This is a genomic window from Limnohabitans sp. 63ED37-2 (assembly GCF_001412535.1).
GTDB lineage: Bacteria > Pseudomonadota > Gammaproteobacteria > Burkholderiales > Burkholderiaceae_C > Limnohabitans_A.
In genome coordinates, this window is the sequence record NZ_CP011774.1 from 519,660 (window position 1) to 540,116 (window position 20,457).

At 59.8% G+C, this 20,457-nt stretch carries 23 protein-coding genes; 15 read left to right on the top strand and 8 right to left on the bottom strand.

The features are described from left to right. Positions 1–17 precede the first annotated feature (17 nt). Positions 18–989, bottom strand: a complete 972-nt coding sequence (locus L63ED372_RS02440) for a Bug family tripartite tricarboxylate transporter substrate binding protein (protein WP_062402822.1) — start codon at positions 987–989, stop codon at positions 18–20. Next, positions 986–1,717 carry a GntR family transcriptional regulator gene (locus L63ED372_RS02445; RefSeq protein ID WP_062402825.1) on the bottom strand — a complete coding sequence of 244 codons (732 nt, stop codon included), beginning with the start codon at positions 1,715–1,717 and terminating at the stop codon, positions 986–988. The genes L63ED372_RS02440 and L63ED372_RS02445 overlap by 4 nt, the downstream gene beginning before the upstream one ends. 181 nt (positions 1,718–1,898) lie before the next feature. On the opposite strand from L63ED372_RS02445, the gene dcd reads away from it, so the two are divergent. The 6 genes from dcd to L63ED372_RS02480 all read left to right on the top strand — a co-directional run bounded on the left by dcd (position 1,899) and on the right by L63ED372_RS02480 (position 5,878). Then, positions 1,899–2,474, top strand: a complete 576-nt coding sequence (gene dcd / locus L63ED372_RS02455) for a dCTP deaminase (RefSeq protein ID WP_062402830.1) — start codon at positions 1,899–1,901, stop codon at positions 2,472–2,474. Between the two features lie 207 nt (positions 2,475–2,681). Continuing rightward, positions 2,682–3,011, top strand: coding sequence for an ArsR/SmtB family transcription factor (locus L63ED372_RS02460; protein WP_062402833.1), 330 nt, complete (start codon positions 2,682–2,684; stop codon positions 3,009–3,011). An 85-nt stretch (positions 3,012–3,096) separates the two neighbouring features. Next, positions 3,097–3,507 (top strand): DsrE family protein, encoded by a 411-nt coding sequence (locus L63ED372_RS02465; RefSeq protein WP_062402836.1) that lies wholly within the window; start codon positions 3,097–3,099, stop codon positions 3,505–3,507. A 54-nt stretch (positions 3,508–3,561) separates the two neighbouring features. After that, a complete protein-coding gene (locus L63ED372_RS02470) occupies positions 3,562–3,867 on the top strand; it encodes a c-type cytochrome (protein ID WP_062402839.1) in 306 nt (101 codons plus the stop codon). A gap of 11 nt (positions 3,868–3,878) precedes the next feature. Beyond that, positions 3,879–5,153, top strand: a complete 1,275-nt coding sequence (locus tag L63ED372_RS02475; RefSeq protein ID WP_062402843.1) for an FCSD flavin-binding domain-containing protein — start codon at positions 3,879–3,881, stop codon at positions 5,151–5,153. 104 nt (positions 5,154–5,257) lie between these two features. After that, complete coding sequence (locus L63ED372_RS02480) at positions 5,258–5,878, top strand: c-type cytochrome (protein WP_231624536.1); 621 nt, start codon at positions 5,258–5,260, stop codon at positions 5,876–5,878. Positions 5,879–5,966: 88 nt separating this feature from the next. Here L63ED372_RS02480 and L63ED372_RS02485 read toward each other — a convergent pair whose 3' ends face one another. Together L63ED372_RS02485 and L63ED372_RS02490 are read right to left on the bottom strand one after the other, a co-directional pair. Then, complete coding sequence (locus tag L63ED372_RS02485; protein WP_231624537.1) at positions 5,967–7,064, bottom strand: YeeE/YedE family protein; 1,098 nt, start codon at positions 7,062–7,064, stop codon at positions 5,967–5,969. 82 nt (positions 7,065–7,146) lie between these two features. Further along, a complete protein-coding gene (locus L63ED372_RS02490) occupies positions 7,147–8,211 on the bottom strand; it encodes a YeeE/YedE family protein (protein ID WP_231624538.1) in 1,065 nt (354 codons plus the stop codon). A 102-nt stretch (positions 8,212–8,313) separates the two neighbouring features. Here L63ED372_RS02490 and L63ED372_RS02495 point away from each other — a divergent pair, with 102 nt between their 5' ends. Further along, positions 8,314–8,811, top strand: coding sequence for a thioredoxin fold domain-containing protein (locus tag L63ED372_RS02495; protein ID WP_231624539.1), 498 nt, complete (start codon positions 8,314–8,316; stop codon positions 8,809–8,811). Positions 8,812–8,861: 50 nt separating this feature from the next. Continuing rightward, the gene (locus tag L63ED372_RS02500) at positions 8,862–9,566 is read left to right on the top strand and encodes a Crp/Fnr family transcriptional regulator (protein WP_062402859.1); all 705 of its coding nucleotides are present in this window, start codon (positions 8,862–8,864) and stop codon (positions 9,564–9,566) included. 19 nt (positions 9,567–9,585) lie between these two features. On the opposite strand, the gene L63ED372_RS02505 is transcribed toward L63ED372_RS02500, so the two are convergent. Continuing rightward, positions 9,586–10,164 (bottom strand): rhodanese-like domain-containing protein, encoded by a 579-nt coding sequence (locus L63ED372_RS02505; RefSeq protein WP_062402862.1) that lies wholly within the window; start codon positions 10,162–10,164, stop codon positions 9,586–9,588. 230 nt (positions 10,165–10,394) lie between these two features. Between L63ED372_RS02505 and L63ED372_RS02515 the strand changes: the two genes are divergently transcribed. Next, positions 10,395–11,720: an NAD(P)/FAD-dependent oxidoreductase gene (locus tag L63ED372_RS02515; protein ID WP_062402868.1), complete on the top strand. Its 1,326-nt coding sequence runs from the start codon at positions 10,395–10,397 to the stop codon at positions 11,718–11,720. Between the two features lie 28 nt (positions 11,721–11,748). Continuing rightward, complete coding sequence (locus tag L63ED372_RS02520; RefSeq protein ID WP_062402871.1) at positions 11,749–12,072, top strand: hypothetical protein; 324 nt, start codon at positions 11,749–11,751, stop codon at positions 12,070–12,072. Positions 12,073–12,085: 13 nt separating this feature from the next. Here L63ED372_RS02520 and L63ED372_RS02525 read toward each other — a convergent pair whose 3' ends face one another. Continuing rightward, entirely contained in the window at positions 12,086–13,021 is a 936-nt protein-coding gene (locus tag L63ED372_RS02525; RefSeq protein ID WP_062402874.1) for a LysR family transcriptional regulator, read from the bottom strand. 40 nt (positions 13,022–13,061) lie between these two features. Then, on the bottom strand, positions 13,062–13,958 hold the full coding sequence (locus tag L63ED372_RS02530) for a LysR family transcriptional regulator (protein ID WP_062402878.1): 897 nt from the start codon (positions 13,956–13,958) through the stop codon (positions 13,062–13,064). Positions 13,959–14,129: 171 nt separating this feature from the next. Between L63ED372_RS02530 and L63ED372_RS02535 the strand changes: the two genes are divergently transcribed. The 5 genes from L63ED372_RS02535 to L63ED372_RS02555 all read left to right on the top strand — a co-directional run bounded on the left by L63ED372_RS02535 (position 14,130) and on the right by L63ED372_RS02555 (position 19,561). Then, entirely contained in the window at positions 14,130–15,551 is a 1,422-nt protein-coding gene (locus L63ED372_RS02535; protein WP_062402880.1) for a form I ribulose bisphosphate carboxylase large subunit, read from the top strand. Positions 15,552–15,580: 29 nt separating this feature from the next. Continuing rightward, positions 15,581–15,934 carry a ribulose bisphosphate carboxylase small subunit gene (locus tag L63ED372_RS02540; RefSeq protein ID WP_062402883.1) on the top strand — a complete coding sequence of 118 codons (354 nt, stop codon included), beginning with the start codon at positions 15,581–15,583 and terminating at the stop codon, positions 15,932–15,934. 121 nt (positions 15,935–16,055) lie between these two features. Next, positions 16,056–16,859, top strand: a complete 804-nt coding sequence (locus L63ED372_RS02545; protein ID WP_062402886.1) for a CbbQ/NirQ/NorQ/GpvN family protein — start codon at positions 16,056–16,058, stop codon at positions 16,857–16,859. Between the two features lie 13 nt (positions 16,860–16,872). After that, positions 16,873–19,230, top strand: coding sequence for a nitric oxide reductase activation protein NorD (locus tag L63ED372_RS02550; protein ID WP_062402889.1), 2,358 nt, complete (start codon positions 16,873–16,875; stop codon positions 19,228–19,230). Positions 19,231–19,243: 13 nt separating this feature from the next. Next, a complete protein-coding gene (locus L63ED372_RS02555; RefSeq protein ID WP_231624540.1) occupies positions 19,244–19,561 on the top strand; it encodes a hypothetical protein in 318 nt (105 codons plus the stop codon). A 36-nt stretch (positions 19,562–19,597) separates the two neighbouring features. Here the strand turns inward: L63ED372_RS02555 and L63ED372_RS02560 are convergent, their stop codons facing one another. Beyond that, the gene (locus L63ED372_RS02560; protein ID WP_062402892.1) at positions 19,598–20,452 is read right to left on the bottom strand and encodes an energy transducer TonB family protein; all 855 of its coding nucleotides are present in this window, start codon (positions 20,450–20,452) and stop codon (positions 19,598–19,600) included. Between the last annotated feature and the right edge of the window lie 5 nt (positions 20,453–20,457).

Consider the following 20,457-nt stretch of genomic DNA (forward strand, 5'->3'; position numbering starts at 1 on the left):
CCAGTCAGGTTAAAAAATCAGGCGTCGAGATTGATCTTGCGTTCGCGGGCCAAGTCGGTCCAGCGGGCTAGGTCTTTCTTCATGTAATCCAGAAATTGGGCAGGCGTCATGGGGGTCAACTCGACGGCTTCAGCGCTGAGCTTTTCCCGGAAGTCCGGTTGGGCCAGCACTTGGGCGATGGCGTCGTTGAGTTGCTTGACCAAGTTGGCAGGCATGCCAGCGGGGCCGACCACGCCGTACCACTGTTGGGCATCAAAGCCTTTGAGTCCGGCTTCTTCCATGGTGGGCACATCCTTGAGCGCGGGGTGACGCTGCGTGCCCGTGACCGCCAGGGCCCGCACACGGCCACTGCGGATGTGCGGCAGGGCCGCGGCCAGGCCGGGGAACATGGCTTGTGTTTGGCCCGCGATCACATCGGTGGTGGCAGGAGCGATGCCGCGGTAGGGAATGTGCACCATAAAAGCCCCTGTGACCGCCTTGAACAACTCGGCCGTCAGATGGGTCAGCGAGCCTGCACCCGCAGAGCCATAAGAAATTTTGCCGGGGTTTTTCTTGACGTAATCGATGAATGCTTTGACGTCTTTGGCAGGGACATTGGTGTTGACCACCAGCACATTGGGGGTGCTGCCGATCATGCCGATGGGGGTGTAGTCCTTGATCGGGTCGTAGCTGAGTTTGCGGGTGGCGGGTGCTGTGCCGTGTGTGGCCACGTAGCCTTGCATCAGGGTGTAGCCATCGGGGGCAGCCTTGGCGGCCATTTGTGAGGCGATCACACCGCCGCCGCCGCCGTGATTTTCCACCACCATGGATTGGCCCAGCACTTTGCCCAAGCGGTCGCACAGTTGGCGGCCAATCATGTCGGAGCCGCCGCCAGCGGCCACGGGCACGATGTATTTGATGGGACGGTTGGGGAAAGCGGCTTGTGCCGAGGCCAGGCCGGGCATGGCCATGAGCATGGGGGCGGCCTGGATCAGTGTGCGTCTTTTCATGGTGTCTCCTCTGGGGTGGTTGAAATCATTTCGGTGCCTGTCAGGCTTCGGCTCAAGCGCTGGTGCGCCTGGGTGACGTGATCGGCCAGCAGGCTCTGGGCGCGGCGGATATCCCCTAGCTCAATGGCCTGGCTGATCCTCTGGTGTTCTGCAATCGAGGTGGCCATGCCGCTGACTTGGGCCAGGCTTTGCAGTCGGGCCAAGTGCAGTTTTTGCACCACCTCTTGGTAGGTGTGGCTGAGCTGGTCGTTGTGGGCAGCCACCACGATCAGCCAATGGAAATGCAGGTTCTCGGAGTAATAGGCGGACAACTTGTGTTGTGCATTGGCCTCTCGCATCGTGGTGATGGAGGCATTCAGGGCCTGGGTCAGCGCTTGTCGGTCGGGGGTGGGCAAGGCGGCAGCTTTGGCGCCAGCAAAACCGTCGAGCAGGCCGCGGATCTCGTACAAATCGCGCACCTCTTGGGCCTCGATGGCTCGGACAAACACACCTGCATGTTTGCGCGAGACCACCAGCCCAGAACTCTCCAATTCGCGCAAAGCCTCCCGCACAGGCACCCGTGACACCTGCAAGCGCTTGGCAACATCCGGTTCGTTGATGCGGTCACCCGGTACCAACTGACCCTTGAGGATGTGCTCGAGCAAATCCTCCCGCACCAGCTTGGCCAGCGAGGTCTCGCGCATGGTTTTGATGCGGTCTGTGGTGTCGGAGGTGATCCAGGGCAGCATGGTGGGCGGTATATTTTGGAATATCGTATACGATATTTCCATCTGGTGGCTGGGGCAGGGCGCATTACGCGACCAGCGGTGGGGTCTTGTCGTCAGTGCCCCATCCCCTGGTTTCTATGGGTTGGCGGCACAGGGCTTTATGGGCGCCCTTAAAATGCCCAAAACATTCAAAGGTTGAGCGATGAGCATCAAGAGCGACAAATGGATCCGCCGCATGGCCGAAGAGCACGGCATGATCGAGCCGTTCGAGCCAGGACAGATCCGCAAAGACGCGTCCGGCCAAAAAATCGTCAGCTACGGCACCAGCAGTTATGGCTACGACATCCGCTGCGCCCCTGAATTCAAGGTTTTCACCAACATCTACAGCACCGTGGTGGACCCCAAAAACTTCGATGAACGCAGCTTTGTGGACATCGAAAGCGATGTCTGCATCATCCCGCCCAACAGCTTTGCCCTGGCCCGCACGGTGGAGTACTTCCGGATTCCACGCAATGTGCTGACCATTTGTCTGGGCAAGAGCACTTATGCCCGTTGCGGCATCATCGTGAACGTGACCCCTTTCGAGCCCGAGTGGGAGGGGTATGTGACACTCGAGTTCAGCAACACCACGCCGCTGCCCGCCAAAATTTACGCTGGCGAAGGTTGCGCTCAGGTGCTGTTTTTCGAGAGCGACAAAGACGACGTTTGCGAGACCAGTTACAAGGACCGGGGCGGCAAATACCAAGGCCAAGTGGGCGTGACGCTGCCCAAAACCTGAGCCCTTGGCGCCTCAGGCCGCTTATCTGTATTTCTGCATAAGCAAAGAACAAATCAATGGTTTGATACTGCGTAAAAGTTCGCCACAATCTAATTGCTTGATGTCAGCCAGTTTGCCACGTGCCTGGCAGACTCGTTCGCATTGATCTGTCCCAGACCTTTTGCAGGACAATCGTGCGGTATTTGAGGCATTCCAAGAAAAGACACCATGGCCAAAACAGCAGCACCCGAAGACAACGTCTTGACCGAATCGGAAGAGGTTTTTGAAAAAGCCGCCGAGGTCTTTCGTGTCATGTCGGCCCCCATGCGCTTGCGCATCATCAGTTCACTTTGCAACGGCGAAAAGAACGTGGGCGAGTTGCTGGCCGAGATCGACACCACCCAGCCCAACATGTCGCAGCACCTGAACACCCTTTACCAGTCGGGTGTGCTCGGCAAGCGCCGAGAAGGCGTGCAAATTTATTACCGCATCATCAACGACCGCGTGGTCACGCTGTGCCGAGCCGTGTGCGTGCAGATCGCCAGCGAAAGCGATTGAAAGAACAACGTCAGTTTCAGGCCGGGTTTTCACGGGCACGCTTTCGCCATGGACCCGGCTAACATCCATACATAAGGAGTAACGAATGAAGAAGCATCTGCTGTTGATTTCCGGCCTGCTGGCTTGCACCCTGAGTTGGGCTGAGGTCAAGGTGGTTTACCACCTGAGCGAAGGCATCCCCCAAGCCTCACGGGCCATTGGCAACATCCGCAACCACCTCAATGCCGATCCGACCGCCAAAATCGTGGTGGTTACCCATGGCTTGGGCATTGACTTTTTGATCAACGGCGCAACCAACCAGATGGACCAGCCCTTTGCTGGCGGTGTTGCGGATCTGGTCAACAAAGGCGTGGAGTTCCGTGTGTGCAACAACACCTTGGTGTCGCGCAAAATCTCCCCTGACAAACTCCTGATGGAAGCCAAAGTGGTGCCCTCTGGTGTTTCTGAAGTGGCCAAGCTGCAGGCCAATGAGAAATTTGTTTATCTGCGCCCTTGAGTGTGTTGACGGCTGACGTCATCGCTTGACCCATTTTTTACAAGGACATTTCCCATGAAGATTCAACACGCTCTGACAGCGGCAACCCTGGTCGCCATGTCTGGCCTGGCACAAGCTCAGGTTGACCCGCTGCACGTTCGCAGCTGGGCCGCATCGTGCGCGGCCTGCCACGGCACAGATGGCCGTGCCCAGCCCGGCATGGAGTCTTTGGCCGGTGCCAATAAAGATGACATGGTCAAGAAAATGCTCGACTTCAAGGCTGGCCGCAAGCCTGCCACCATCATGCATCAGCTCGCCAAGGGCTATTCTGACGACCAAATCGTCGCCATCGCAGGCTACTTTGCTGCACAAAAGAAATAAGGAAAACCGCCATGCAACGTCGTCATTTTTTGCAGACTGGCTCCGCTTTGGGTGCCATGGGGTTGGTTTCGGGCTGTGCCACCGTGGGTGGCGGCAGCGGCCCCAAAGTGGTGGTCATTGGTGGGGGCTATTCCGGCGCCACGGCCGCCAAATACCTGCGCATGTGGTCTGAGCACAAAATCCAAGTCACACTGGTCGAGCCCAACGATGCCTTCATTTCTTGCCCCATCTCCAACCTGGTGATCGGTGGCAGCAAGACCATCGCCGACATCACCACCCCCTATGACAACCTGACCAAGCGTCACGGTGTCAAGGTCATCAAGGACCGCGTCAACAGCATCGACGCCGACAAGCGCATCGTCAAGCTGGCAGGTGGTACCGAGTTGGCTTATGACCGCCTGATCGTCTCTGCTGGTATCGACTTCATGTGGGAAACCTTGCCTGGTATGAACAAGGGGGATGCCAAGGACAAAGTCATGCACGCCTGGAAAGCTGGCGCACAAACTGTCACCCTTCGCAAACAACTCGAAGCCATGCCCGACGGCGGCGTCTTCGCCATGTCCATCCCGCTGGCCCCCTACCGCTGCCCACCCGGCCCTTACGAGCGTGCTTGCCAAGTGGCCGAGTACTTCAGCAAAGCCAAGCCCAAGAGCAAGGTTCTCATCCTGGACGCCAACGACGACGTGACGTCCAAAGGTCCGCTGTTCAAAAAAGCTTGGGCCGAGCGCTACAAAGGCATCGTCGAGTACCGCGGCAAGCACCGCGTGACCGATGTGGACGCCACCACCAACACTTTGAAGTTCGAGTTCAACGACGACATCAAGGCCAACGTGCTCAACGTCATCCCCAACATGCGTGCCGGTGACATCGCCGTCAACGCAGGCCTGGCCACCGCCAACAAGCGCTGGTGCGAAGTGGACTTCCTCACCTTCGAATCCAAGGCCGCCAAAAACGTGCACGTTTTGGGTGACTCGATCCAGATCGCGCCGGGCATGCCCAAGTCGGGCCACATGGCCAACCAGCACGGCAAGACCTGCGCGGCAGCCGTGGTGGCCTTGTTGATGGGCAAAGAGGTCAACCCTATGCCGATTTACAACAACACCTGCTACAGCTTTGTCAGCTCGGAAGACGTGGTCCACGTCGCCAGTGTGCACAAGTACGACGCCGAAAAGAAGACCATGCTGACCGTTCCCGGCTCGGGCGGTGTGTCGAGCGCGGCCAATGAACTCGAAGGCCGCTATGCCCACGCCTGGGCCCGCAACATCTGGGCCGACACACTGGCTTGATGGCACTTGCCCAAAACGCCGCAGTCACCTGACTCGCGGCGTTTTTTTACGGCAAATATTTGTCTGAATTTTTCTTTCTCATGCGTTCGATGTTGAGGTTAATCATGAACACACGCTTTACGCCAGGCCGTTGGGCCCCTGCCGTTTTGTTACTCTGCGCAGCCTGGTTGTCACCATCGGCCATGGCGCAGGCCGACGAGGCCCGCGCCAAAAAAATCGTGGGTGGCTCCTGCTTTGTGTGCCATGGCGCCGAGGGGGAATCGTCCAGTGAGGTGTTTCCGCGACTGGCTGGCCAGCACTGGGAATACACGGCCAAGCAGCTCGAGAACTTCAAATCTGGAAAACGCAAGAGCACCGCCATGGCCGACATGGTGGCCAAACTCACCCCCGATGAAATGGTGGCGCTGGGCAAGTTCTTTGAAAAACAAAAGGCCGAGGTTGAACCTTCGAAAGACGCTGGTTTGGCGGCTGTTGGTAAATACATTTATCACAACGGCAACAAATACAGCGGCTTGGCTTCTTGCGCCAGCTGTCATGGTGCCGATGCCAAAGGGACCACTGCACTGCCGCGTCTGGCCGGGCAGTATTCGGGCTATACCGAAACCCAGCTCAAACAGTTCAACCAGCGTGAGCGCACCAACGACAACGCTGTGATGCACGCCATCGCCAGCAAAATGTCCCCCTTGGAAATGGCCGCTGTGGCCGAATACCTGAGCGGGAAATAAGTCGCTCATCGCCCGTGGTCGGGGCTGCCGCAAAATGCAGCAAAGCTCCTGTGGGACGACGCCCTGGTCGAGATGAAGGCTTGCTACCTCAGGGGCGCTTGAAACCCTCAGCGGGCAGGGATGTCGGTTTGTCCGCAGCGCCCCCATCAAGCCAGCGGTCTGTCAGGCCTGCGCCCACCCACATGCCCACCAGACTCAGCCAAGCGGTCAGCGCAAATATGGCACCGCCCGTCACGCCCGCGCCCACCGCGCAGCCGCCTGCCAGCATCGAGCCAAATCCCATCAGAATGGCCCCACCGATGTAGCGACGCATGCTGTAACCGTCAGAAAAACCTTCCAGCTTCCAGTCTCGGCCCACCAGTGCCCCTATCAAGGAGCCGACAAACACACCCGGCATCAGGCCAAAGTCAAAGCCGATGGGTGGGGCTGGCCAGTGCATCACGCGCATCAGCCACTCGGCCGAGGGTCCACTGAAGGTCAGACCCTGAATTTGCACCGGGTCAAAGGACTCGGCCGCCACCCATTGGCTAAAACCCCAAGCAGCCGCCACCGACAAACCCGTGCCCATGCCGCCCAGCCACATCCACACACTGCGCTGCGGACTGCGCAGCGCAAAGAACAAAGCCGCTGCCAGCCATAACCCACCCATGGCCAAGCCCGCCCAATGGTCCACGCCCGCGATGGCCAACAGATCGCGCGGCGCACCGCCCTCTACCGTCCACCAGCTGCTGATGTGCGTGCGCAGCGGTGACAAAGCCCCGCCCAAAGCGGCCTGGGCCGTGACCGCAAAAATCAAACCTGAGAGCAGTGCGCGCAAATTGCCATTGGCCGACAGCACCAGCAAACGGCTGGCGCAGCCCCGTGTCATGACCATGCCCACGCCAAACAACATGCCGCCGATCAGAGCGCCGGAGATGCTGCCCTTGGCCGAAATCTGCCTGGCACTGCCCGTGTCCAGCCAGCCCATCAAGACCATCAGCTGCACGCCAATGACGGCCGAGGCAAACGCCAGTAACCACACCGAAAGCTTTTCGCCAAACCGTCGGTGCCAAAACTCGATGACCGCCGCCCGCAGGCAAAAGCGCGAACGCTGGGCCCAAAAGCCAAACGACAAACCAATCAAAACCCCACCAGCGGCCAGCACGGTGCCTTGCCCGTACGTCTCAACCCATTGCGCCATCGACATGGCCAGCTCCATTCATATCAGTGATTGCTGATATGAAATGTACGCCTAAACCGGTAGTGCCCAATTGACGCGGATCAAGGCTTTAAATGGGCCAGCCCATGCTGCGGTTGATGCGCCAGGCCATGCCAGCCCCCAACCAGATCGAGATCAGGGTCAGCCAGGCGGTGAGTGAAAACACCGAGCCCCCGGTCATGCCCGCGCCCACGGTGCAGCCACCCGCCAGCACCGCGCCAAAACCCATCAGCACCGCGCCGACCAGGTAATGGCCCAGTTTGTTCTCGGTCTTGAAGCCCTCGAACTTGAAGTCGCCACCGACCAAGGCGCCCAATAAAGAGCCCACAAAAGTAGCGGGTAGCAAACCCGCATCAAAACCCAATTTGGGGGAAGTGGCGGTGGACAGCACCCGCATCAGCATCTCCGCCGAGGCGCTGCTGAAGCTCAGGCCCTGAATCTGCACCGCTTCAAATGACGTCGAGGCAATCGCCTGCGTCAGGCCCCAGCCCAGTGCAATGCTCAAGCCAGTGATGATGGCCCCCAGCGCCAAACCCCAACGCCGTTGGTGGGTTTTGAAGAAAAAGTAAAAACCCGTTCCCAAAGCCAGCACGGCCAGCACCAGTCCACCCGTGGGGCCGATGCCCGTGAGCTGCAGGACATCACGACCGGGCCCGCCATCGATAGGCCACCAACCGGCCAAGGCTTGGCGAGCAGGGGCCAGCCAACCACCGATGCTGGCCTGCACCGTCACCGCAAACACCAGGCCAGCGAGCAAGGCGCGCAAATTGCCATTGGCCGACAAAATCAGCAAACGGCTGGCGCAGCCGCGCGTCAAAATCATGCCCGCTCCAAACAACAAGCCGCCCAGCACCGCGCCAGACAAGGTGCCTGTCGCGCCAATGTAGCGGGCGTCTGCTGGCTTGAGGCCGCCCGCCCACACAAGTGCCTGCACGCCCACCAGTGCCGCCCCAAAAGCCAGCCACCACACGCTGAACCGATCACCTGTGCGGCCTTCACAGCACTCCACCACAGCCGCGCGGGCACAAAACCTTGTGCGCTGGGCCGCCAGGCCAAAGATGAAGCCGACCAAAGCACCCGCCATAGCCAGTACATTCGAGTCTCCCCAGGTTTCGAGCAAGCTTGCGAGATTCACGGATTTCTCCAATAATTCATTGGTTTCTTATATTCAAAATGCGACTTTGGCGTTACGTCAGTCCGCTGCGCAAAACCCGATATTGTCCACGGTCTGCAATTCATGGCTTCCAACCCGACTATGTTTTCCTTGTTAGATTTACGCCGTCGTGACTGGCTTTTACGGGTGGGGGTATCGCTTGCGGCCACGCCCGTTTGGGCCCAATCGGGCCGAGATGCCACCTTGCCCGCTTCCCAATCGCTGCCCGACGAACTGGCCCGCGCACTCAAAAACAAGCAGCCCTTGATCGTCATGGTCAGTCTGGACGGTTGTGTGTTTTGCCGCCAGGCTCGGCAAAGTCACCTCTCGCCCATGGCGCGTGCAGGCACCGCCATCGTGCAGGTCGACATGCGCAACAACCAGCCTGTGCTTGACTTTGCGGGCAAACTCACCACGCACGATGAGCTGACCCGGCGGTGGAAAGTCTCCATCACGCCCACCCTGCTGTTTTTTGGGCCTGGCGGCAAAGAAGTGGCCGAGCGCATGGAAGGCGCGTACCAGCCCGATTTTTACGGTCCCTACCTTGAAGACCGCATGGTGCAAGGGCGCAAAGTCCTTTAAAGCCAGGCCCTGCGTCAGTTGAGGCACGTTGGACGTGCTAAATTCAAAACATGATCCCCATCAAGATTGACTCGGCCTGGAAAGGCACCTCGGACTGCCGCAACTGCGGTATCCGTGACATGGTGCTCTTTGCCGACCTGAACGAACAGGACTTTGGCGAAATCCACACGCCTATTGACGACATGGTGTTCGCGCCCGACACGGCGCTGTACACCGAAGGTCAATCGGCGGTGGGCGTTTTCACGCTGCGCAAAGGCATGGTCAAGCTGGTGCGGGCCACCGCCGACGGCCGCGAACGCATCGTGCGGGTGCTGCGCCCCGGCGACGTGATCGGCCTCGAAGCCCTGGCCACCGCCCGCTACGACAGCGAAGCCATCGCCCTGGTCGAAGCCCAGGTCTGCCGCATCCCCCTGTCGGTGCTGCACCATCTGTCGTCCAACTCGCCACGCCTGCACAAACGCCTGATGCAAAAGTGGCAGGGCGCCCTGAAAGACGCCGACGACTGGCTGGCTGATTTGAACTTCGGCTCCGCCCGCCAACGCGTGGCCGCTCTGGCCCTGAAGATGCGCGACCCCGACCAACCAGACTTCACTTCATTTTTTGCGCGAGACGACATGGGCGCCATGCTCGACATCAAACTCGAAACCGTCAGCCGCGAAATCAGCAGCCTGGTGCGCGATGGCGCTTTAAAGCCCTGCGACAAACAGGGCAGGCGCTACGAAATCACCAACGAAGTCTTGTTGCAGCGCCAGTGATTGAAGGCAAGGCTGCTGCTTAAAACTCGTCTTTCACGCTGGTCAGGCCCAAGGCGTCCCAGTCCAGCATGCCGCCGCGGTAGTAGTAAATTTTGTTGGCCGGGAAACCATCGCGCGTCATGGCTTTGATGGCCATGGGGCTTTGGGGGCAGACGGGGCCGTTGCAAAAGGCGTAGACCTTTTTGGCCGATGCGCAATCCCACTGGCTGCCATTTTTCTTGCAGCCCAACTCGTTCATGCGGGCCGCCACTTCGGTGTAGGGAATGCCGACCGAGCCGGGAATGGTGCCTTTGACGCGGTCGTTGGTGTCACGCATGTCCAGCACGATGGCGTTGCGGTCGCTCAGTGCTTCCAGGATTTCGATTTCACCCACGGGGTGCACGCCGGGTACGGGCACCAAAGGTTGCAGGTTGCCGCCGTTTTTCGCACACGGGGTCATGGTGCGAGTGATGGTGACGGGGCCCTTGGCGGTTTGAACCACGACCGATTTTTGGGTGTCAATGATGTTCAAAGGCGTGCCCACGGCGATGGTGGCGGCTTGGCCAAAGGCCAGACCCGAGAGGCTCATGCCCAAAATCCAGGCAGCGATGTTTTTCATGTGTTGTTCCGTTCGATGGGCAAAAAGGGCTTGTGGCCATGCTTGGTCAGCATTCTAAAAATGGGCACTGCCAAACGGTTGATGCAAATCAATTCAGGAATGGCCTTTTGTTGGGCGGGTTGGGATTGTCAAAAAACTCTGCAAAAAGAGCCTTTGTGCATGAAATTGATCCAGCTCAAATCCGTGGGGCCACACACTGAGAAGATCGCCGTCTTGTCAAAGGAGACACCATGGAAAACCAAGAAAACAGATCCGCCGCGCTGAGCCGCCGCCAGTGGTTGCTGGGCTCGGCAGGCGCTGCCGTTTTGACCAGCGCAGCCCCTGCCGCCCAAGCGGCCAAAACCAAAACGCAGGCGCACATCGTGATTTTGGGCGGTGGCTTGGGCGGCATTGCCGTGGCCAACCGGCTCCATGCTTTGCTCGACGGGGCCAAGATCACCCTGATCGACCGCAAGGAAGAGCACAACTACCAACCCGGTTACACCCTGGTGGCCACGGGTGTGTGGCCCGTGAGCAAGGTGCGTGACCGCAATGCCGACTTCCACCCGCCGCAGCTCAACTGGATCAAGGACATGGTCGGCGAGCTGGACCCGGCCAGCAACATGGTGGTCACGGCTTCGGGTCAGCGCGTCCCATACGACTACTTGGTGGTGGCCATGGGCACGCACCAGGACTGGTCGCTGATCGAGGGCATGGATGTGAACGCGATTGGCCAAAAGGGCCTGACCAGCGTCTACCCCAGCCCCGAAGCAGCGCAGGCCACTTGGGCCAGCATGGACGCGTTTCGGCGCAAGGGTGGCAACGCAGTGCTGACGCTGCCGGCCACGCCTCTCAAGTGCGCGGGTGCGCCCCTCAAGATGACTTTCATGCTGCGCGACCGATTGGCGCAATCGGGCACCTTGGGTCAATCCAAAGTCACGTTTTACTCGGCGCTGGGCAATGTGTTTGGTGTCAAGGTGGTCAACGACAACGTGCTCTCGCGTTGGAACGATTTGGGCATCGTGGTTGAGACCACACAAAAGCTGCAGGGCATCGACATCGGGGCGCAGCGTGTGCGTTTTGTCTCACCCGAAGGCGCCAGCACCGAGGTGCCTTACGACTTCATCCATGTGGTGCCGCCCATGCGTGCGCCCGATGCGGTCAAAAATTCCGACTTGGCCTGGAAAGAGGGCCCCTTTGCCGCAGGCGGCTGGCTTGAGGTGGACAAGGACACCCTGCAGCACCGCCGCTACCCCAATGTGTTTGGCGTGGGCGATGTGAATGGCACGCCGCGTGGCAAGACGGCGGCCACCGTCAAAAAGAGCGCACCTATCGTGGCCGAGCATGTGGTGGACGTGATCGCGGGCCGCACGCCCGGTCAGAAGTTTGATGGCTACACCTCGTGCCCATTGATCGTGAAAGAGGGCTCTGCCATGCTGATCGAATTCGACTACGCAGGCAACCTCACGCCCTCGCTGCCCATGATCGAGCCACTGCAGGCAGGCTACTTTGCCTGGCTGATGAAATACCGCATGCTCAAGCCTGCCTACATGGCGACGCTCAAGGGCCGGGTTTGAAGCCCACTTACAACATCAGGAGACGTACATGTATGAAATCTGGCTGGCGATGAACATCGCCTTCGAAATCGCTTGGGACCTGTGGCCTGCGCTGTTGCCTTTGGCGCTGGTGTGGGCAACGGTCATGCTCATCAACCGCAAGAAGCTGGCGCTTGTCAGCGCCTCATCGCTGGCGGCCTTGGCAGTGCTGGTGGCGCTGGCGGCGGTGTTGGCTTTGCCGTCTTTGTCCAAGTCCACACTGGCCGACATGGGGTATTGGGTGGACTGGGCCGCTTTGCTGGGCATGGCCGCAGGTGTGGGCGTGGCGGCAGCTGTTCTGCTGTGGCCTGTGCTGGTCCTGCGCAAGCGCTGAAAGCTTCAAGCGTTCAGGCGGCCTTGGGCCAGTGCATGCCAAAGCGCTGGGCCAGGTGGCTTTCGGCTTCTTCGAGCATGAAGTAGCGAAACGCCTCGGCTGCAGGCGAGAGCATTTTGGATTGGGTGTGCACCACGTTCCATGAGCGCACCACGGGCGCACCTTCCACATCGAGCATGCAGATCAGCTTGTGCTCCAGCTCCAAGCCAATGGTGTGCAGCGACAAAAAGCCCAGGCCCAGTCCCGCCATCACAGCTTGCTTGATGATTTCGTTGCTGTGCAGCTCGATTTTCATGCGCGGCTCGACGTGTGTGTCTTCAAAAAACTTTTCCATGGCGGCGCGGGTGCCTGCCCCCTTTTCGCGCACGATGAAGTCGAAGGGTCGCAGGTCTTCCACACGCAGGTGGTCGCGATGTGCCAGAGGGTGGTCCACGGCTGAGACAAACACATGCGGGTGCGCCGCAAAGGGCTCGGCCCGGGTTTGCAGCTCTTTGGGGGGGCGGCCCATCACGGCAATGTCGACCTCGCTGTTTTGCAGCATGCCGACCAGTTGGTCACGGTTGCCGATGGAGATTTGAATGTCCACACCTGGGTGCAGTGTGCGAAATTCGGCCAGCAAGCGCATCAAAAAATACTTGGCGGTGCTGACAAAACCGATGGTCAGGACGCCTGTTTCGGCCCGCTGCAAACGGGCTGCAGCGTCTTCAGCGTCTTTCACTGTGGCCAAAATTTTGCGGGCATAAACCAGCATGTACTCGCCCGTGGTGGTCAGGCTCACTTGTTTGCCTTTGCGGTCAAACAGGGGCATGCCCACGTGGCCTTCGAGTTCCTTGACCTGCATAGTCACGGCGGGCGGTGTGAGGTGCAGGTTTTCGGCGGCACGCACAAAGCTCAGATGTCGAGCCACCTCGTTGAACACGCGAAGTTGGCGGAAGGTAGCATTTTTCATCGGGTAGGTCCTGGATCAAGCGGGGCAGGGCAATATCAAATTATGGACGGTGCTCAAACAACCAGGCCTTGAAGGCCAGGGCCGCAGGAGACTGGCGCTTGCCTCGGGGGTAGACCAGGTGCCAGCGCCGGATGAGTGGGAAGCCCATGACATCGAGCTGAACCAGCTCGCCCAAAGCCAATTCGGCGTCGAGAGTGGAGGCCGACAACACGGCCAGCCCCAGGCCGCCAGAGACGGTTTTTTTGATCGCCTCGTTGCTGCCCAGCTCTAACCGGTTGATGGGCGTGACGCCGTGTTCACTGAAAAACCGCTCCATGGTCAAGCGCGTGCCCGAACCGGGCTCGCGCATGATGAAAGGCTCGTGGCGCAGCCGCTCCGGGCGGATGCGGCGTTTGCCCGCCAGCGCGTGGGTGGGCGGTCCCACAATGACCAAGGGGTTGTCGGCAAAGGCTTCACAAAACACGTCCATGTGCTCGGGGGGTTGGCCCATGATGTAGAGGTCGTCCTGGTTTTGCGACAGACGCTGGAGCAGGTTTTCGCGGTTGCCCACCACCATGGCCACGTCGATACCGGGGTGTGCTGCGCAAAAGCCGCCCAGCAGTTTGGGCACGGTGTACTTCACGGTGGTGAGGATGGCAATTTTCAGGCTGCCGCGCTCTACACCTTGCAGCGCGGCCAGGTCATCGCTGAGCAGGTCCATGCGCCGTGCGATGTCCTGGCAAGCCTCGGCCAGGATCTTGCCTGCGGCCGTCAGAAAAATCTTTTTGCCCAGTTGCTCAAACAAGGGTTGCCCCACGGTTTCAGCCAGTTGCTTGACCTGCAACGACAAAGTTGGGGGCGAGAGGTGCAAAGCCTCTGCGGCGCGTGCAAAGCTGTTGTGTTCGGCCACGGCCTGAAAAATCCGCAGCTGGTGCAAGGTGGCGTGTCTCAGGTTCATTGTTTTATTAAAGTAAAAGATGATGATCTAAACATTTTACTTTTACTTATTGTCAGTCTGTCTAAAAATTCGCATCAGTTCAGAGCACCACGGTCCCTCTTGCCCTCAGCAAAGCCTCGGTCACTTTGGGCCAATCAGCCAGACATTCAACTTTCATCAGGAGCACAACGCATGGCCACCAAAACCTACAACGCCGGTGTCAAGGAATACCGCAGCACTTACTGGGAACCCCATTACACGCCCAAGGACACCGACATCCTGGCCTGTTTCAAGATCACACCCCAAGCCGGTGTGGATCGCGAAGAAGTCGCTGCGGCCGTGGCCGCTGAATCGTCAACCGGCACTTGGACCACGGTGTGGACCGACTTGCTCACCGACCTGGACTACTACAAAGGCCGCGCCTACGCCATCGAAGACGTGCCCGGTGATGACACCTGTTTTTACGCCTTCGTGGCCTACCCCATCGACCTGTTCGAAGAGGGCTCGGTCGTCAACGTGCTGACCTCTTTGGTCGGTAACGTGTTCGGCTTCAAGGCTTTGCGCGCTCTGCGTCTGGAAGACATCCGCTTCCCCATCGCTTACATCAAGACCTGCGGCGGCCCACCCCATGGCATCCAGGTCGAGCGCGACATCATGAACAAATACGGTCGCCCCCTCTTGGGTTGCACCATCAAACCCAAGCTGGGTCTGTCGGGCAAGAACTACGGCCGCGCTGTGTACGAATGCCTGCGCGGTGGTTTGGACTTCACCAAAGACGACGAGAACGTCAATAGCCAGCCCTTCATGCGGTGGCGTCAGCGATTTGACTTTGTGCAAGAAGCCATTGAAAAAGCCGAGCGCGAAACCGGTGAGCGCAAAGGCCACTACCTCAACGTGACCGCGCCCACCCCCGAAGAGATGTACAAGCGCGCCGAGTACGCGAAAGAAATCGGCTCGCCGATCATCATGCACGACTACCTCACCGGCGGTCTGACCGCCAACACCGGCTTGGCCAACTGGTGCCGCGACAACGGCATGCTGCTCCACATCCACCGCGCCATGCACGCCGTGCTCGACCGCAACCCGCACCACGGCATCCACTTCCGTGTGCTGACCAAGGTGCTGCGCCTGTCGGGTGGTGATCACCTGCACTCCGGCACTGTGGTGGGCAAGCTCGAAGGCGACCGCGCCTCTACCTTGGGCTGGATCGACATCATGCGCGACGAGTTCATCAAAGAAGACCGCAGCCGCGGCATCTTCTTCGACCAAGACTTCGGCTCTATGCCTGGCGTCATGCCCGTGGCCTCCGGTGGCATCCACGTCTGGCACATGCCCGCACTGGTCAACATCTTTGGTGACGACTCGGTCTTGCAGTTCGGTGGTGGCACCTTGGGTCACCCATGGGGCAACGCCGCTGGCGCTGCCGCCAACCGTGTGGCCCTGGAAGCCTGCGTCAAAGCACGCAACGAAGGCGTGGCCGTTGAAAAAGAAGGCAAGGCTGTGCTCAGCGAAGCCGCCAAGCACTCGCCCGAACTCAAGATCGCCATGGAAACCTGGAAAGAGATCAAGTTCGAATTCGACACCGTCGACAAGCTCGACATCGCCCACAAGTAATCCCCGACACACATTCAAGGACACACACCATGAGCATGCAAGACTACAACTCCCGCTTGTCCGATCCGGCCAGCCGCAAGTTCGAGACCTTCTCTTACTTGCCCGCGATGACCAAGGAAGAGATTCGCAAACAAGTGGAATACCTGGTCAAAAAAGGCCTGAACCCCGCCATCGAACACACCGAACCCCAGTACCTGATGGACTCTTACTGGTACATGTGGAAGCTGCCCATGTTCGGTGAAACCGATGTGGACAAGGTGCTGGCCGAATGCGAAGCCTGCCGCCAAGCCAACCCGGACAACCACATCCGTTTGATCGGCTACAACAACTTCACGCAGTCGCAAGGCGCGTCGATGGTGATCTTCCGCGGTAAAACCGTTTAAGACCTTATTGGATCCTGCACTGCCATCCGTGGTGCAGGGTTCAATGTCAATGTGCTGTACAAAACACATATTGACATTGAATACCAGTGGGCGATCTGTACCCTGACCTTTGGAGAAAAATATGACCGAAGCATTGGACGCCTATCGCGTCGCCAAAGAACCTTACTACCGCCCTGTGGCCGACGAGGTCGAGCTTTTTGAAGCTGCCTACTCGGTGCGCATGCCCATGATGCTCAAAGGCCCCACCGGCTGCGGCAAAACTCGCTTTGTCGAGCACATGGCCTGGAAGCTGAACAAGCCGCTGATCACCGTGGCCTGCAACGAGGACATGACAGCCAGCGACCTGGTGGGCCGATTCTTGTTGGATGCCAACGGCACCCGCTGGCAAGACGGTCCTTTGGCTGTGGCCGCCCGCCATGGTGCGATTTGTTACCTCGATGAGGTCGTCGAGGCCCGTCAAGATACCACCGTCGTCATCCACCCCTTGACCGACAACCGCCGTGTTTTGCCCTTGGAGAAGAAGGGCGAGTTGGTGCAAGCCCATCCCGATTTTCAGATCGTCATCTCGTATAACCCGGGCTACCAAAGCCTGATGAAAGACCTCAAGCAGTCGACCAAACAACGTTTTGGTGCGCTGGACTTCAACTACCCAGAACACGACATCGAAACTGAAATCGTCGCGCACGAAACTGGCGTCAGTACCGACGTGGCCGCCAAGTTGGTGGGCATTGCCGAGCGGGCGCGTAACCTCAAAGGCCATGGTCTGGACGAAGGCATTTCCACCCGCATGTTGATCTACGCGGGCAGCCTGATCGCCCAAGGCGTGGCCGCACAAGCCGCTTGCCGTGTGGCCTTGGTGCGCCCGATCACGGACGACCCCGACATGCGCGACGCCTTGGACGCCGCGGTCGCTACTTTCTTCTGACGCAGGCACCCCCATGTCGGTGCAGCTTCAAGACCACGCCGAGTGGGTCGAGCAACTCGACCCGTCCTCGGTGGACTTGCTCACACACACCTGGCCCGAGGCCACCAAGGTGTTTTCTGCCCGTGGGCTCGACAACTACGTCAAGGGCGCTGCGGCCTTGCGCGGTCTGGGCCGTGGCCACGAGTTGGTCAACGCTTGGATCGACGGCGCACCCCAAGTGGCCAAAGAAATTGGCGAGGATGTGGTCGGCGAATTGGCCACTACCGCGTTGGTGTTGGCGTCCAAAACCTCAGGTGCGGTGATCGAGTTGGTGCTGGCCACCGCATCGACCGCGGCCAAGCGATTGGCCGATGCGGCGCTGTTCATGCAGTACCTGCAGTTTCTCAATACTTTGGTGGCGCAAGCTCCTCGCGGTTTACGGCCCATGCTGGGGCAACTCGATGCGCTGTTTGGCCAGCTGACCTTGGGGGGCTTGCGTCGCTGGGCGACTTGGGGCGCACAAGCCCACCGCACGGAGTACGAGGAACAGATCGCTTATTTTGGTTTGCAGTCCAAAGAGTCTTTGGCCATGCTGCAACAAGAGCGCAAAGGCACCTTGTTGGTCGATGTGCAGCGGCGCATCAATATGTACCTGCGCGCCTTGTGGGGTCGCGACTTTTTCATGCGCCCCACCGCCGGTGACTTTGAAAACCGGGAAGGCTTGCGCCCCTTCATCGAGGACTATTTCATCCACTTGCCCGACGCCTTGGACGCCGTGCAGGGCAACGATGGCCTGGTGGACGCCACCCAGCTCTACCGCGCGGCTTGCGCCCACGCCGCGGCCCATGTGGTGTTCACACGCCAAGCCATCTCGGCCGAATCGCTCAACCCGTGGCAGATGGCCATGGTGGCCTTGGCCGAAGACGCGCGGGTGGAAGCCTTGGCGGTGGCGCGCTTTCCCGGCATGCGGCCTTTGTGGGCGCAGTTGCACACCACCCCCGCCACACAGCAAGCCACAGCAGGCGATTGGTTGGCCCGCATGGCGCGGGCGTGGATCGACCCCACGTATGAAGACAATCACCCTTGGATTGCCCAAGGCCGTGCCTTGATGGCCGAAGCCATGCCACGCCTGCTGGCACAGCCCCACGACAACAGCGAATCGTGGGCCATGGGTGTGCAGTTGGCACACAGCTACCGCGAGCTCACCCAAGGCCCTGCCTTCGCTCCCCGAACCGATGGTCAAGCCGCCGTCTATCGCGACGACAATCGCTACTTTTGGGCCTTTGACGGCTACGACTTTGAGCGTTCGGTCGCCGCGGGTTACGAGCCGCCTCAACAGGTGCGCAAGCAAGTCAACCTGATGGAGTTCGTCAACGAGCTGGAAGTGGAGGGCGCGGGCGACGATGCGCAAGAGGTCTGGGTGCTGGGCACTGAGTTGTTCCCTTATGAAGACCTGGGAGTGTCCTTCAATGAAAGCGAAGGTCGCGAACCGGTGTTGCCGCCCGTGCATTACGGCGAGTGGGACCACATGATCCAGCTCGAGCGTCCCGCTTGGGCCACGGTGCAAGAGCGTCGACCCAAAGCGGGCGACCCGACACTGATCGATGGCATCTTGAGCGAGCACCGCCGTTTGATCGGCCGCATGAAATTCATTTTGGATGCCATGCAACCGCAAGGTGTGCAGCGTATCCGCAAGCTCGAAGACGGTGATGAGATTGACCTCAACGCTGCGTTGGCTTCGGTGATCGAGATGCGCATGGGCCGTCAGCCCGACCCGCGCATCATGATGCGCAGCGTGCGCAAAACCCGCGACATCTCGGTGCTGGTCTTGCTTGACCTGTCGCACTCCACGAACGACAAGGTGGCGGGTCAAGAGCACACGGTGTTGGACCTGACCCGCTCGGCCTGTGCTTTGTTGGCTGATGCGATCCAAAAGGTGGGCGACCCGTTTGCTATCCATGGCTTTTGTTCGGACGGCCGCCACGATGTGAACTACTGGCGCTTCAAAGATTTTGATCAGCCCTACGATGAGCTGGCCAAGGCCCGCTTGGCAGGCATGCAAGGCCAGTTGTCCACCCGCATGGGCGCTGCCATTCGGCACGCCAGAGCCGCGCTCAAAGCCCAGCGCAGCAGCAAAAAGCTCTTGCTCGTCATCACCGACGGTGAGCCAGCCGATGTGGACGTGCGCGACCCACAGTACCTGCGCCACGACACCAAAAAAGCCGTTGAGGCGGCTGCTCGAAATGGTGTGACCACCTATTGCATGAGCTTGGACCCCCGGGCCGACCAATACGTCAGCCGCATTTTTGGCGAACGACATTACCTGGTGGTCGACAAGGTCGAACGCCTGCCCGAAAAACTCCCCGTCCTGTATGCTGGACTGACCCGTTAACCAGGACACCCCCATGAGCATGATCCACAGCCGCCAGCAAACCTACGCCGGCATCGACCACGAAGAACACCACGGCATGAGCATGACCGGGCGCATCGTCCGCGACGCTTGGGTGTTTGGTTTGTTGCCCGAAGGCGATGGCTTTGCCGGCAAACACGCGGGGGAGTTGCAAAACCTGTTTGAAGCGGTGCACGCCGCTTGGGAACCCTATGGCCAGCTGCCCAGCCGCTTGCCGCCCGAGCTGGCCGCCAAACACGCCCGCATCCACGACGAGGCCATGAAACGCGCCAAAGGCATGGGCTGGGATGCTGAGTTGGGCGACGACGACTGAGTGGGTGTTCAAGCGGGGCCCAGTCCCGCGAATCGTTCAGCGTCCAGTCTTGCTTGATCCCCATTGGTCCATCAGGCGCTGGTCGCGGGCGGTTTCAGCCTCCACGCTGTCCTTGGGCAGCTGGCGCAGGCAGTCGGCCAGCGCTTGCGGTTCAAGTGGGGCGGTTGGGGTGGGTGCGGTCACCACTTGGGGCGATTTGCCGTCCCAAGCAAAAGGGTTGCGGAACACGGGCGGCTCGGGCAGGCAGTCGTCCCTGTAAATGGGTGGTCCGTCGTTGGCAAAGGGGGAAAACGAAATCGTCTTGTCAAAAATCAGCGGTTTGCCCGTGGGGGTAGGCGGCAGCGGTGGCATGTTTTGAATGGCTTGCCTTGCGAGTTGTTCGGCCTTGGCCGAGGTGGTCCACAGCGTTTGCAATTGCGTCAAGCTGCCGTCGGGGGCGATCTCGATGCGAAAGCGCACCACGCCCTGGTCGGGGCCTTCGACGGCAGTGCCCATCATGCTGCGCACTTGCTGGCCCCAGCTGTAGCGGTATCCCTTGCTGTTTTTGTTGGTGTAGTTGGCGGCAAAAGCCCATTCTTCGGCGGTGGGTGGCGGGGGCGCGGCCATGCTGGCGAGGGGACGATCGGGTGAGGGTGCTGGGGCCGGAGCCGGAGCCGCCAAGGCTGGGTTGGGCGGGGGCACCGTGATGGGTCTTGTGGGGGGCGCTGATGGCGGTTCAGGCAGCGGCTGGCGCGGCGGCGGGATCAGTTCCAGAAAGACGATTTTTTCAGCGGTTTGGGGCACTTTGGCTGGGCTGACGTGATGGAGCGGGTAACCACTGGCCAGCAGCAACACCCCGGCGTGCAAGCCCAGCGTGAGCAAAAGCGCGATGAAATTTTTGTCTCTGGACATGTGCG

Coding starts and splice junctions, on each gene's coding strand:
- L63ED372_RS02535 (WP_062402880.1), top strand. CDS start 14,130: ATGGCCACCAAAACCTACAACGCCGGTGTCAAGGAATACCGCAGCACT.
- L63ED372_RS02440 (WP_062402822.1), bottom strand. CDS start 989: ATGAAAAGACGCACACTGATCCAGGCCGCCCCCATGCTCATGGCCATG.
- L63ED372_RS02495 (WP_231624539.1), top strand. CDS start 8,314: ATGGCTTCCAACCCGACTATGTTTTCCTTGTTAGATTTACGCCGTCGT.
- L63ED372_RS02550 (WP_062402889.1), top strand. CDS start 16,873: ATGTCGGTGCAGCTTCAAGACCACGCCGAGTGGGTCGAGCAACTCGAC.
- L63ED372_RS02445 (WP_062402825.1), bottom strand. CDS start 1,717: ATGCTGCCCTGGATCACCTCCGACACCACAGACCGCATCAAAACCATG.
- L63ED372_RS02475 (WP_062402843.1), top strand. CDS start 3,879: ATGCAACGTCGTCATTTTTTGCAGACTGGCTCCGCTTTGGGTGCCATG.
- L63ED372_RS02515 (WP_062402868.1), top strand. CDS start 10,395: ATGGAAAACCAAGAAAACAGATCCGCCGCGCTGAGCCGCCGCCAGTGG.
- L63ED372_RS02480 (WP_231624536.1), top strand. CDS start 5,258: ATGAACACACGCTTTACGCCAGGCCGTTGGGCCCCTGCCGTTTTGTTA.
- L63ED372_RS02500 (WP_062402859.1), top strand. CDS start 8,862: ATGATCCCCATCAAGATTGACTCGGCCTGGAAAGGCACCTCGGACTGC.
- L63ED372_RS02520 (WP_062402871.1), top strand. CDS start 11,749: ATGTATGAAATCTGGCTGGCGATGAACATCGCCTTCGAAATCGCTTGG.
- L63ED372_RS02460 (WP_062402833.1), top strand. CDS start 2,682: ATGGCCAAAACAGCAGCACCCGAAGACAACGTCTTGACCGAATCGGAA.
- L63ED372_RS02465 (WP_062402836.1), top strand. CDS start 3,097: ATGAAGAAGCATCTGCTGTTGATTTCCGGCCTGCTGGCTTGCACCCTG.
- L63ED372_RS02555 (WP_231624540.1), top strand. CDS start 19,244: ATGAGCATGATCCACAGCCGCCAGCAAACCTACGCCGGCATCGACCAC.
- L63ED372_RS02545 (WP_062402886.1), top strand. CDS start 16,056: ATGACCGAAGCATTGGACGCCTATCGCGTCGCCAAAGAACCTTACTAC.
- L63ED372_RS02470 (WP_062402839.1), top strand. CDS start 3,562: ATGAAGATTCAACACGCTCTGACAGCGGCAACCCTGGTCGCCATGTCT.
- L63ED372_RS02540 (WP_062402883.1), top strand. CDS start 15,581: ATGAGCATGCAAGACTACAACTCCCGCTTGTCCGATCCGGCCAGCCGC.
- L63ED372_RS02560 (WP_062402892.1), bottom strand. CDS start 20,452: ATGTCCAGAGACAAAAATTTCATCGCGCTTTTGCTCACGCTGGGCTTG.
- L63ED372_RS02485 (WP_231624537.1), bottom strand. CDS start 7,064: ATGTCGATGGCGCAATGGGTTGAGACGTACGGGCAAGGCACCGTGCTG.
- dcd (WP_062402830.1), top strand. CDS start 1,899: ATGAGCATCAAGAGCGACAAATGGATCCGCCGCATGGCCGAAGAGCAC.
- L63ED372_RS02530 (WP_062402878.1), bottom strand. CDS start 13,958: ATGAACCTGAGACACGCCACCTTGCACCAGCTGCGGATTTTTCAGGCC.
- L63ED372_RS02525 (WP_062402874.1), bottom strand. CDS start 13,021: ATGAAAAATGCTACCTTCCGCCAACTTCGCGTGTTCAACGAGGTGGCT.
- L63ED372_RS02505 (WP_062402862.1), bottom strand. CDS start 10,164: ATGAAAAACATCGCTGCCTGGATTTTGGGCATGAGCCTCTCGGGTCTG.